The organism is Candidatus Villigracilis vicinus, from assembly GCF_016702885.1.
Lineage (GTDB): Bacteria > Chloroflexota > Anaerolineae > Anaerolineales > Villigracilaceae > Villigracilis > Villigracilis vicinus.
The window spans coordinates 52433-64518 of record NZ_JADJDD010000013.1 but is presented as its reverse complement, the minus strand read 5'-3'; the positions used below and the strand labels follow the sequence as shown (position 1 = coordinate 64518).

The 12086-nt window shown below is 49.8% G+C and carries 16 protein-coding genes and 1 pseudogene; 11 read left to right on the top strand and 6 right to left on the bottom strand.

Features of this window, described 5'->3' with window-relative positions; genetic code table 11:
- The first annotated feature begins 580 nt into the window (after window positions 1-580).
- From IPG80_RS12520 to IPG80_RS12470, 11 genes and pseudogenes are all read left to right on the top strand, one after another.
- Entirely contained in the window at window positions 581-751 is a 171-nt protein-coding gene (locus tag IPG80_RS12520) for a nucleoside hydrolase (RefSeq protein WP_345107236.1), read from the top strand.
- Window positions 748-1062 (top strand): hypothetical protein, encoded by a 315-nt coding sequence (locus IPG80_RS12515; protein WP_345107233.1) that lies wholly within the window; start codon window positions 748-750, stop codon window positions 1060-1062. Before IPG80_RS12520 ends, IPG80_RS12515 begins: the two co-directional genes overlap by 4 nt.
- Before the next feature lie 82 nt (window positions 1063-1144).
- Window positions 1145-1492, top strand: a complete 348-nt coding sequence (locus IPG80_RS12510; RefSeq protein ID WP_345107231.1) for a nucleoside hydrolase — start codon at window positions 1145-1147, stop codon at window positions 1490-1492.
- Between the two features lie 188 nt (window positions 1493-1680).
- Entirely contained in the window at window positions 1681-1818 is a 138-nt protein-coding gene (locus tag IPG80_RS12505) for a hypothetical protein (protein WP_345107229.1), read from the top strand.
- Window positions 1805-2077: a nucleoside hydrolase gene (locus IPG80_RS12500; protein ID WP_345107226.1), complete on the top strand. Its 273-nt coding sequence runs from the start codon at window positions 1805-1807 to the stop codon at window positions 2075-2077. The genes IPG80_RS12505 and IPG80_RS12500 overlap by 14 nt, the downstream gene beginning before the upstream one ends.
- Window positions 2078-2148: 71 nt before the next feature.
- Window positions 2149-2334 (top strand): hypothetical protein, encoded by a 186-nt coding sequence (locus tag IPG80_RS12495; protein ID WP_345107223.1) that lies wholly within the window; start codon window positions 2149-2151, stop codon window positions 2332-2334.
- Window positions 2335-2374: 40 nt separating this feature from the next.
- Complete coding sequence (locus tag IPG80_RS12490) at window positions 2375-2827, top strand: kelch repeat-containing protein (RefSeq protein ID WP_345107220.1); 453 nt, start codon at window positions 2375-2377, stop codon at window positions 2825-2827.
- A 557-nt stretch (window positions 2828-3384) separates the two neighbouring features.
- Window positions 3385-3774 (top strand): annotated as a pseudogene (locus tag IPG80_RS12485) (energy-coupling factor transporter transmembrane component T); the annotation flags it as partial.
- Window positions 3775-4263: an ABC transporter ATP-binding protein gene (locus tag IPG80_RS12480; protein ID WP_345107242.1), complete on the top strand. Its 489-nt coding sequence runs from the start codon at window positions 3775-3777 to the stop codon at window positions 4261-4263.
- Window positions 4264-4286: 23 nt separating this feature from the next.
- Window positions 4287-4577 carry a hypothetical protein gene (locus IPG80_RS12475; RefSeq protein ID WP_345107218.1) on the top strand — a complete coding sequence of 97 codons (291 nt, stop codon included), beginning with the start codon at window positions 4287-4289 and terminating at the stop codon, window positions 4575-4577.
- A gap of 98 nt (window positions 4578-4675) precedes the next feature.
- On the top strand, window positions 4676-5467 hold the full coding sequence (locus IPG80_RS12470; protein ID WP_345107215.1) for an ABC transporter ATP-binding protein: 792 nt from the start codon (window positions 4676-4678) through the stop codon (window positions 5465-5467).
- A 72-nt stretch (window positions 5468-5539) separates the two neighbouring features.
- Here the strand turns inward: IPG80_RS12470 and IPG80_RS12465 are convergent, their stop codons facing one another.
- From IPG80_RS12465 to IPG80_RS12440, 6 genes are all read right to left on the bottom strand, one after another.
- Window positions 5540-5938, bottom strand: coding sequence for a PPC domain-containing DNA-binding protein (locus IPG80_RS12465; protein ID WP_345107212.1), 399 nt, complete (start codon window positions 5936-5938; stop codon window positions 5540-5542).
- An 89-nt stretch (window positions 5939-6027) separates the two neighbouring features.
- Window positions 6028-6420, bottom strand: a complete 393-nt coding sequence (locus IPG80_RS12460; protein WP_345107209.1) for a hypothetical protein — start codon at window positions 6418-6420, stop codon at window positions 6028-6030.
- Window positions 6421-6600: 180 nt separating this feature from the next.
- On the bottom strand, window positions 6601-7161 hold the full coding sequence (locus tag IPG80_RS12455; protein WP_345107206.1) for a phosphatase PAP2 family protein: 561 nt from the start codon (window positions 7159-7161) through the stop codon (window positions 6601-6603).
- Entirely contained in the window at window positions 7158-7973 is an 816-nt protein-coding gene (locus IPG80_RS12450) for a nucleotidyltransferase family protein (protein WP_345107204.1), read from the bottom strand. The genes IPG80_RS12455 and IPG80_RS12450 overlap by 4 nt, the downstream gene beginning before the upstream one ends.
- Window positions 7974-7976: 3 nt before the next feature.
- Window positions 7977-8882, bottom strand: coding sequence for a quinate 5-dehydrogenase (locus tag IPG80_RS12445; protein WP_345107201.1), 906 nt, complete (start codon window positions 8880-8882; stop codon window positions 7977-7979).
- A 47-nt stretch (window positions 8883-8929) separates the two neighbouring features.
- Window positions 8930-12085, bottom strand: a complete 3156-nt coding sequence (locus tag IPG80_RS12440; protein ID WP_345107198.1) for an ATP-binding protein — start codon at window positions 12083-12085, stop codon at window positions 8930-8932.
- Between the last annotated feature and the right edge of the window lies 1 nt (window position 12086).

Below are 12086 nucleotides of genomic sequence, written 5' to 3'. Positions count from 1 at the left end.
CCATCATTACCCACCAAAGAAGAAGTGAGGGAATTTATAAAGTGGGCGAGGAGGCCTCGCCCGAATTTTTAGAACTCACCCCATTATTGGGCGGGAAACCTCCGCCTACGGACGTAACATGCCCACAACCCAGAATCATTTTAGATACCGACCCCCACGGCTAGACGACGCGCTCGCCATCCTGCTTGATGCTGCCTTCGCCAGAGATCAAACTCTCGAAGCTCTGACCACAGTCCAGTGGCTGTGAACTCTGGACAAGACCACGCGTAATGCGCTGGCATTACTGGAATTTATGCAAGAAAGAAACATTCCTGTGTTAAGGGATGTTCTGTGCCATTGGTCAAGCCGCCGCATCAGGCACAAGGTGAAGTTTTGCATGGCGCCAGCGGCATGACGAACCAACTTACCCGGCCAAAGACTCAGACCATTAAGGCACAGTGCCGTTAAGATTACTTGATCGAACGCTTTCTTGCCGAGCCAAAGGAGTTGACCTTATTTGCCATTGGTCCGTTGACGAATGTTACCCTTGCGGATCCGCCAAGAGCCTAAATTCGCTGAATGTGTTAAAGAATTGGTCATCATGGGTGGCGCCGTTCGTTCGGGTGGAAATATGTCTCCATTGGCAGAGTTCAATATTTCAGAAGACCCACATGCGGCACATATCGTGTTCAATTCGGGCATTCCCATCACCTTGATCCCTTGGACGCAACCTGCAAATGTTTGCTCACCTACGCCGACATTGAGCGATTGAACAAGACCGACTCCCCCATTGCAAGATTCGTCCGCGACGCGACTGCAACCTATATGGATTTCTATTTGAAGTACGAAGGTTGCAGGCTGTGCCTTACAGATCCGCTCACGGTGGCGGCAGTCATTGCGCCAGAGCTGCTCTCCCCTCGAGTCACACTTATGTGGATGTGGATATTTCGGGGGAGTTTCCCCGGCAGGCAAGACGTACGCAGACTTTATGAAAGTGGCAAAGAAACCCGCCAACATCAAGGTCGCGTTGGATGTAAAGGACGCGAGTTCGTGGGATTATTTATTAAGGAATGGAAAACTTAGCAAAACAATAGGAGATTGCTTCGGGCAAAGAGCAAGAACGCCCTCGCACGCGTGCTTGCGCACGGTGCAAGCAACGACGAACATGCCAAAACACATCATCATTGACACTGACCCCGGTATTGACGATTCGCTGGCGCTTTTGCTGGCGGCGGCTTCGCCTGAAATTAGTTTAGACGGCGTGATCGCTGTCCATGGAAATGTTTCCACCGAGCAGACGACGAAGAATGCATTATCTGTTTTAGAGCTGGCAGGCTTGAGCCAGGTACCGGTCTTCAAAGGCTGTGACCTGCCGCTCGTCAAAAGTCACTACTCGCCAGGGACGCATGGCGGGAATGGTCTTGGGTATGCCCAGCTTCCAGGAATCAGCGACCCAGCCACGGTTAAGCATGGAAGCGATTTTCTCGTGAGCAGATCATGTCGCATCAGGTGAGATCACGCTGGTGGCGATCGGTCCGCTCACGAATGTCGCGCTGGCAATTCGCAAAGAGCCAAAGATTGTACAAAACGTGAAAGAGGTGTTCATCATGGGTGGGGCGATCCAGCACCCGGCAACACCGGCGCTGGCGGAATACAGCACCTGTGGACCCACATGCGGCGCACATTGTTTTTCATTCGGGCATGCCGATGATCCTCACGCCGTTGGGTGTGACCTATCAATGCATCTTCACAAAAGATGACCTGAACCGTTTACTAAAGATAAATGCGCCGATCACAAAATTCATTGCGGACTCGACGCGCTTTTATGGAATTTCTTGATGAATATCAAAGCATTGACGGTTGTGTCATTAACGACCCGATGACGCTGGCGCTGACCTTTATGCCGGAAATTTGCGACTACCAGGACCTGGTGGTGGATGTGGATATTTCGACGGGAGTGGGTTTGGGCAACACCTTTGGAGACTTCTACAATTATGAGAAGAAACCCAAGAATATGAAGGTGGCAATGGGCGTACGTCCGCGTATGTTTATGGAATTGTTCCTGGAACGAATGGAAAAACTGGCACAAAAATCGTGACATTCAAAACAACAGTGTTATCATAATCAGTACGTGTCTGATTTAATCAACTTTTTCGGAGGAAACTATGTTTGGACAAAATCAAGAGCAACCAATACACGACGTGGGTACTCATTCCCATCGCCATCGCCATTAATGTTGCGGTGGGTCAGATCGTCCTCGTTCTCAAGCTGCCCGTGTTCCTTGATTCGATCGGCACTGTGTTGGTGGCTGTCCTGTGTGGGCCATGGGCTGGCGCTCTCACTGGCGCTCTCTAACGTCATTTGGGGGCATTGCCATTGACCCCGGTGCGCTACCATGGTGGCCCGTCGCTGCAATGATCGGTTATGGCGGGTCGCATGGCGGGTTGGGGCTTCTTCAAGGCTGGTGGAAGGTTGTTGTGACCGGTTTCGTGGTTGCACTCACCGCCGCCATTGTCTCACCCCGATCGCCGTGTATCTTTTTGGCGGCATCACTGCCAGTGGTTCCTCCTTCATCACCGCATACCTTCTCCAGACCGGGCAAGGCATTTGGTCGGCTGTGGTCAGCACCAACTTCTTAACCGAGCCGGTCGATAAGATCACCACTGCCATGATCGCCTTCGCCATCATTCAAGGCTTGCCCAAGCGCACCATCGGCGGCTACCCCAAAGCGGACCAAGTTGCAACCGAAGGCGGTGCAAGCAGCACTCAGTTGTATATCGCCATTGGCGTGGTCGTTGCGCTGGTCTTGTTCGCGGCCTTCATGCTGCGTAACATCCTCGGCGGATAATTGAAATGCTTTACCGTCATTGCGAGGAGGGCGACAGCCCGACGAAGCAATCTTAAGATAATGCCTGAGATTGCTTCGGGTGGAAGACCACCACCCTCGCAATGACGGCTGTAAAGAGACCAGAAAATATCTGGTCTCTTTTATTCGTCCAAATGGGTATAATCGCAACCTATGCATGAACGCCTTTCCTTCCATATAAAAAGAGACAGCTTTCTGCACAGTCTCAACCCGTTGACCAAATTGGTGCTCACTCTGGCGCTCATATTGATCGCGTTCACCTTCCCTATTACTGGACGCCGCACATCCTTGTGCTTGCCGCCATCATTCCACTCAGTCTGTTGGGAAAAGTTTTTCGTGAATTTTCCGTCACAGCCTTACGGCTCATCATCCCAGCGGCGGGCTTTCTATTTTGATGCAAGCCTTCTTTCAACCCGTCGGCACAGACATCATCTTCAAATTCTATTTTCTGGATATGACCATGGAAAGCGTCCTATTCGCTTTCCGAAATGCCATGCGTGTTTTCGTGATGGTCTCGCGTTCACACTTTTCTCGTCACTACCCATCCCAGCGAATTGATGTCGGACCTCACGCGTCGCGGCTTGCCCGGTCAGTTCGCGTACGTCATCATCTCCACGTTACAAATTTTGCCGCAGATGCAAGCCAAGGCACAGACCATCATCTCTGCCCAGCGTTCCCGCGGACTCGATACCGAAAGTAGCTTTCTCAAACGCGCTGGTTCGCTTATTCCGCTGATCGGTCCGCTCGTGTTCGGCTCGCTCGTGGAAGTGGAAGAACGCGCCATCGCCATCGAAGCGCGCGGCTTCACCTCCAAACAGGTCAAAACCTCTTTGCATGAAGTTCCCGACTCTGCATTCAATCAATTTCTGCGTTGGGCACTGCTGGTGTTCATCATCATTTCCATCGGGTTGAATTTATGGCTTTCATAAATCTTCAAAACGTCACGTATAAATATCCGCTCACCAAAGAGCCGGTGCTGCAAAACCTCAGTTTGCAGATTCCAGGAAGGTGAGTTTGTTTCGGTCATCGGTCCTAATGGCGCGGGCAAGTCCACGCTATGTTATGCGCTGGCGGGTTTCGTGCCGCATTTCTTCAAAGGCGAGATCTCCGGCGAGATCGAAGTGGACGGAAAACTCTCGAGCAAATCCACGCTCGATACATGGGTGCTCAACGTTGGGCTGGCGTTTCAAAATCCATTCAACCAAATTTCCGGCGCGAAGTACACCGTCTTTGAGGAAATTGCGTTTGGGCTTGAGAACATCGGCGTGCCGCGTGATGAAATGAAAAAACGAGTGGAGGATGCCATGTCCCTGACGGGAATCAGCGAGTTAGCCGACCGCTCTCCTTATTCCCTCTCTGGCGGACAGCAACAACGCGTCGCGCTGACCTCGATCCTGGTCATGCGACCCAGGCTTTAGTCCTCGACGAACCCACCTCGCAAATGGACCCCATCGGCACCCGCGAAGTCTTCGGCGTGGTGCGAAAGATGGCAGAAGAAGGCATGACCGTTGTAATGGTTGAACACAAAGTGGAATGGATCGCTGAATTTGCAGATCGCGTCATTGCATTAAAACAAGGTCTGATTCTGATGGAAGGCAAGCCAAACGAAAGTGCTTACCTCCGACCTGCTGACAGAAAACGGCTTCGGCGTTTCGCGATACACCTCCACAGCACGAGAAGCGAAGAAACAAGGCTTGTGGAAAAAGCAAAATCTACCTGTCACGTTGGATGAGGCGGTGGAGGGGTTTAAAAGTAAAGGATGAGGTCCTCTCGTCCTTTTCGAGATTATAAATCATTGGGCGGAGACCCCGCCCCTACAAACAAAACATCATGAAAATCGACATCAAAAACCTCCGTTTCACCTATCCCACCGGCTTGGAAGCCTTAAAAGGTATCAACCTCACTATTGATTCTGGTGAGCAGGTTGCTATCGTTGGGCAAAATGGCGCTGGGAAAACTACGCTTGTACGGCATTTCAATGGATTGCTCAAACCGACTACCGGCTCTGTATCCATTGGCGATTGGGAGACGACGAAGCATTCCACAGCAAAGCTCGCTTCACGGGTTGGGTATGTATTCCAGAACCCCGATGAGCAGTTGTTCTCAAGAGACGTATTGACCGAAGTCTCGTTTGGTCCAAAGAACCTGGGGTACGCCAAAGAAAAGATCGATGAACTCGTCAAACGCGCGTTGAGTCTGACCGAGTTGAACGACAAGACGGAAACCAACCCCTACGACCTTTCTCCCACCTGGCGAAAAATGGTCGCACTGGCATCCATCATCGCCATGGACACGCCCATCATCATCTTTGACGAACCCACCACCGGGCAGGACGCCGTCAATGTGGGGCGCATTGCGCACGTCATTGCTGAGTTGAAGAAGGAAGGCAAGACCGTCATCACCATTACGCATGATATTGATTTCTGCGCCGAGAACTTCGAGCGTGTCATCGCCCTCGCAAAGGGACAGGTCTTGCTCGACGGCGCTGCCCGCGAGGTCTTGGGGCAGGAAGAAATTCTCGCGCAGACCTATGTTGACCCGCCGCAGTTGACGCGATTGGGAAAAAGATTGGGGTTGAAAGAAACTGTAACGAAGCAGGAAGAATTTCTGAAGGCAATTTAATAAAGAAATGGCGACTTGCAAGTCGCCATTTCTTTATATTTTCATTCAAACCTGGGCGCGGTCTCCGCGCCCCTACTTTTTGTAAACTACCAACTCTTCATAGCCAGAATCATTTTCGAATAATTCACGCTTATAGACGACATCCTCTAACTCGAGAAGAATAATTTCAGCGGTGGTATAGATTTTGCAACCACTCACGAGATGACCGCCGATGGTCACGCCGTCGCCGTCTGAGATGGCAACGTGGATGTGTGAACCATGGATGGAAACTGTCCCGGTCATGGAGACGATCTCGAAATGACCGTCATAATCGTTGTAATATCCACGATTGGCGAGGCGCAGGGTGGCATGGGTTAAGCTGCCTACGCTGGAAAGCACACAACCTGCTTCGATGTTGTTTTGTTTTATAAACTCTTCGATGGAGTCGAACAGGTCTTGTTGAGGTTTGAGGCGGAAGGTGTGAGTTTTCATAGTTGCTTATTCTAAAAGAGTAATTCTCCACTAGCGCTGACCACCTGCCAGGTATTTATACGACAGGTTTCCAACTTACTTGAATAAATTTATGAGAGTTCTCCTTGTTTCTTCAAGTTAAACAATTGAATCAAAAAAACAATCCCCATTAACACGACAAAGAAATTGACGCTACGCCCTAACATAAGGCCGCCGACGACATTCACTAAAACAGCTCCGCCAAAAGACCAAATCGCAACAACTTTTCCTTTGAAGGTCATAATGGACGAAAAGAGAAGCAAAGCTCCATAAGTAATGTCGATTGCAACCGACAAGGGGTCTATGGAAATAACATTCGCAGCGGCATTCATCAAATATAAATTCATGACGCCAGACACGACACTTAAAACACCCAACACAGCAAGGATGATCATATAAGGCAAACGAATGTTTGACTTTTTTGTTATTTTATCTTTCAATTCTGTTGCTTCATTTAATGCCATTTATTCCTCCATTATTTTAAATTATTTAATTAGGCATCTTGCATAAACAATTTGGATTCTTGAAGTTTTACTTCAGGTAATGTTGCCGAAAGCAAAACTTTCGGAGTCTTTTTTACCTTTTCACAAAGTCTATCCAGAGAAAGTAAAGCATAAATTCCCGCTCAAAATGTTTTGGTAAATTTACCAGAACATAAAACCGGTCAGCCCGGTGAACCAGTCTATGAGAAATTGATAGAACTGCAAGCCGAGCAAAGCAACAATGGCTCCGAGAATGGCTCCAGCGATGATGTCTGAAAGGTAGTGTACGCCCATGGCCACACGAGCTAAAGCTACCAGCGGCGCCCAAACCCAAAGGATAGTGGCAAGCCAGGGCGGGGCAAGAGCCGAGGCGAGGACTGCAATGAGAAAGGCGCGGGCGGCGTGTCCCGATGGGAAGGAGTGCGGGTCGGTGTTGCGGTAAATCCCGCCCCATTCGCCTTCAGGACGTTTGCGTTTGAAGAGGAACTTGACCGCCAGCACCACGACTGCCAAACCGGAGAGACCGAAGAACTCCACGGTTTCCCAGTGCCGCCATTCAGAGCTGCTGAAGAACCAGATGATGATGAGTGCCGCCGCCCAGAACCAAGAGTCGCCGGAGTGCGCGAAGAAGATGGCAAGGTTGCGCAAAAAACCCGGCTTTTCAGCAACGCGCATCTGACTGGAAAGTCGGGCATCGAGTTCGAGGATGGAACGCAGACTCATTTTTTCGCTGCCGCCCTTGCTTTGGCTTTTTCAGAACGGATCTGGCGGGTGAGGTCTTCGCGCATCAGTTCGAGTTGATGAGGTTTGTCCACATCCATACAGGGTTCGGCTTGCTGCCAGACAATGGCGCGACCTTTGATGCCGATGCGCTCTGAGGCACGCTCAACCAGACTTTCAAGGGTGAATTGACGGGTGGCAAGTTGAAAGAGGGTGTCGAAGCCGATAATACCAGCCTGGCGCATGGGACTTTTACGGTTGCCGATGAGGGCTTCCCAAACATCCATATGTTCTTTGATGATACTGATACGGGTGATGTTGATATCTGCGCCGCAAAGTTCAATGTCTTTGAGTTTGGTATATGTTCGTTTGGATTCGGGATAGCGTGCTTCCATCACTTCTTTGGGGCACACGCCGTAGTACAGGTCATCTTCGGTTTGCATGGCGGTTTTGACGAGCCAATCCACCATGCTGCCGCGCAAAGCGGGAATGTCTGCAGAGCAGACAAGCAGGTGATCGGTATTGGGTTTCAACTCAAACGATTTTTCAGAACCGGCAACAATATTCGCCAACATACGTCCTTGATTGGAAATATAGTGTAACGGTTTGGAGCAGGCTAACTCGCTTTTTTGTGAAAGACCGATGATAATGATCTGGTCCACCGATTTGGATTCAGCAAGCGCGTCCACGATCCACTGTACCATGGGCTTGCCTGCCACATCGATCAATGCTTTGGAGCCGCCTTGCGAGTAGCGATACAACGGCTCATTGGGTTGCGGGATGCCCCCAGCGAGGACAATGGCATTCATCTTCATACGTTAGTTTAACTCCTGCAATTGGGGTTCAAAACCAAGTTTGATCAGCATTTCATCCAGCTCTGCAAAGGAGAGCGGGCGGTTTTTACCTGAGATGGCAACCAATGCCGCTTCCATCATGTTCGTACCGAAGGAACGTCCTTCTAATACAGGCGTGGTGGTGATGAGGTATTTAATACCGCACTTCTTGAAAAATGCCACATCGTCAGGCGTGGTGGTGTTGGTGACAACCACTTTGCCTTCCATGTCGAGGGGCATATTGCGTTTGATGTAATGACAGTCACCGGCAATGACAGTTGCCCAGTGATAGTACTTCTCCCACTTGGGGGTATGTTTTTCCTGCTTCTCGCCGGTGGGATAGATCCAATCGAAGGGCAAACGTCCAGCGATCGGCATGAGCAAAGCGGCAACGGTCTTTAATTGGCTTATTTTATGAATGGCGATCGGAATATCCAACCCGAACATGAGGTCACCGAAGACGGTTTCATACCCGGCATCTGCAAATGACTGCGACATCCCCCAGCGATCCACACCAACCGTGACCAACACCTTACGCCCGCGCTGGCGGATGTATTCGCCGATCTTCGCATCCAAAAACGCCGGGGCTTTATTTTCCAACGTATTCTTTAATCCACCGCCATCTACAAGCGGCGTCTTCTTTACAAAACGCACCATCGGTTGTACAGAATATAAGGGATACCATTTGCCGTCTGCCAATGCCCCCAAGTCTGCACCACCAACACCGAATGCATCCACTTTTCCGTCCAGTTCCTGATATTTGAGTGCGGCAGCTTCCATATCCCCATCCGTGCCAATGCGTTCGATGCGTACGGTCTCGCCCAAGAGAGTAACTTCCACAGACTTATTTCGTTTCGATGATCCAATGCTGATGCTGACCGCATGTTTCATAAAAAATCCTCCAAGGAAATGTATTGTCAGGTCAGTTATATCACGATTCAGCTTTCGGGTTCGGCAGACGGCGCTTCAGCAGATGGCAGGGTAAAGTAGAAGGTAGACCCCTTTCCCGGTTCACTATTGACCCAGATCCTGCCATTATGGATCTCAATAATTCGTCGGACGAGAGCAAGTCCCACCCCGGTGCCTTCCGAATCGGCTTCCAATTTGTTAAATAACCCAAAGATGCGTTCATGATGAATCGATGGAATTCCAATTCCGTTATCGCGGATGTAGAAGATCAGCATACTGCCTTCCTGACCCAATTGACCGATCTCGATCCTTGGATTTTCGCTCACGAACTTTGAGGCATTATCGATCAAATTCTGTACAACCTCCACCATCCGCTGGCGATCCACATAAACAGCATCCATGTCTTCCTGGATATGCACCTGAACACGACTGGTTTGGATGCGTCCTTGCACTAAGTCAAGTGCGTCGTAAACGATCTCATTGAAGGGTACCAATTTCGGCGGGTTGACCAAACGCCCGATCCGCGAGAGGTCGAGCAGTTCATTCAACAGGGTTTGCATCTTATCCGTTGCATCTGAAATTCTTTTTACATCCCCACGCAGCCTTGGCAGGTTACCGGTGAGTGCATCCTGTTCAAGAAAACCAAGAAACCCGCGGATGGTGATGATCGGGGATTTGAGATCATGCGAAACGGTATAGGTAAAACGCTCCAATTCGGCGTTTTTTCCTTCAAGTTCCTGGATTAATCCCTTTCGAGCAACAAGCTCTTTTTGTACCTCGCTGAAAAGACGGGCATTTTCCAAAGCAATGGCGACCTGATTGGCATAGGTTACAGCCAATTCGGCATCTTTTTCGGAGAACTGACTAACACTATGCCCATCAAGGACGATGATGCCAATAACATTCCCCTTCACTTTTAACGGAATAGCAAGCCAGGATCGAATGTGCGGATTCGGTCGGTCCCCTTTTTTGAAGGTTGGCATGGAAACTTGAACATCCTCAACAAGGATGTAAGGCGCTTGCCCCACGATCAATGGATAGGATGGTTCATCCAAACTAACCTCGAATTTTCGTCCTATATGTTCTTCGGGCGGGTCCAACCTGCGGATACTGACGATCTCCAGCACATCTGCCCTGAGCAATTGAACGGAAGCACTATCGTAGGGAATTACTTTTTCAAGCTGTTCGAGGATCAGGCTGACTGCCCGAGTCTCATCAAGCGTTTCAACGATGATCGCCATGCTTTCGCGCAGAGTCTCTGATTCAGCATTCTTATCCTCCAGTTCCTTGATCAGTTTCTCGCGCTCGGTCTCCACCCATTTTCGCTGGCTGATATCACGCACCATGATAATGGCAGATTCAGAGGTGACTGGTGCCACACGCGCTTCAAAGAACTGGATCTCCTCCCCTGGCGGCATACCATACTCAAAGGCATGGACTTGTCCCGAAGAGAGGGCGCGCTCCAATGCGAACATGGTTTGCTGTAAGATACCCGCCGGGAACATATCCTTGATATTCCTGCCAATGAATTCGTGCGGTTCCATAATGGGCACCAGATCAGCAGACGCCATAAAATCCAGGAAGACACCGTCTTTTGATATCTCAAAGATCATATCCGGGATCGAGGCAATAATGGCGCGGGTACGCTCCTCGCTTTCCTTCAGATTACGCAGCGCCTGGCGTTTATCAGAGACATCATAGAACATGCAAAGAATACAGTTCTGATTCTTAATATTGATCAATTCATAGTAAGCAATGGAAGAACGGGTCTCGCCATCCTCGCCAGTGAATTCCACTTCGACGTTTTCAAGCGAACCATTCTCCAGCAAGTCTTTTATGAACTGTCCGCGGGCTTCTTCATTCTGCCAGAAATGCAGGTCAAGAGCAGATTGTCCCAGCGCTTTTTCAGGAATCAGGCTGGACAATTTCCAGAAAGCTTCGTTCGCTTCAAGAAAAACACCTTCATCCAAGGTCACAATGGAAATGGCGATGTTACCGTTGTTAAACACCTTACGGAAGCGGTTCTCACTCGAGCGTAATGCCTCTTCTGCAGCTTTCCTTTCGTTCAGTTCGCGCTGCGCTTCTTCATATAAACGAGCATTATCAATGGCAAGAGATGCCAGCGCCGCCAGTTTCTCGAGCGCAGAAACCTGCTCTAAATTAATGCGATGTTCATCTACTGTCGTGGCAACAAGCAGTACACCAAGGACTGTATCCCCAGTTTTTAGCGGAGCACCCGCTACAGATAATATTCTTTCATCAATGCCTTTAGGGTCTCTCCCCTCCCATGATTGGTATTCTTGCACCAAAACGGTTTCGCCGCGCTCCCAAACTTGGCCAGCGACGTCAACCCCTTTTTCAATAAGAACGCCATTTCGCTCTTCGTAAATCCCATTTCCCAACTCCTGCCTGAGGCTGGACCCATCCGGAAGGATAAGGTCAATACCAACATTGGGTGTACCAAGCAGGATACTAACCCGGACAAGAAGGGATTCGAGCAGCGGTTTTAATTCAAGGCGGTTAAGCAAGCCAAAGGTCGTTTCGTGAAGTGCAGTCAGGTAACTGGCTTGAACCTGCAGTTTTTCATCTGCGCGCAAACGCTCACGAAGTTCCAAACGCGCATCAGAAAGCGAACGGTTCAAACGCCGGATCAGAATATAGGTCAACACACAGGTGATGATAAAAACAGCGGAAAGATCGCGGGCATAGCTCAGCGGTGGGTCAATGCTGTATTGTCGAATCCCCATATATTCCTGGTACGCAAAGAACCAGATCACCCCCAGACTAAGCAACCCTGTAAAAAGTCCTTCCATCCACCCAAGCAACAACGCTGCCAACAACACAAGAATAGAGTAGGCAAAGACGGCTATATCCCGCAACCCGTCTGCTTCGACCGCCTGATAGGTAAGTGCTGACCAAATCAGAACGACCATAAAACTGCCAGCCGTACGCACATGCCCCTTGCGGATCAAGACCTGGGTAAAGAAAAGGATAAAAAGTAAAGCTGGAAAAAATAACCTGGAAGAGACGCTTAGCCACTCCCCCGAAACCATACGGGAGATTGTCAGCAGAAGAACCATAAAAAACGCAACCCACCCAAATGTATTCAAGGTTTGAGCTGTGCGAGTCTTTTCTTCGTCTTCAAAAATAGATGGCGCAAACAAACGCCGAAACATATTTCGCATC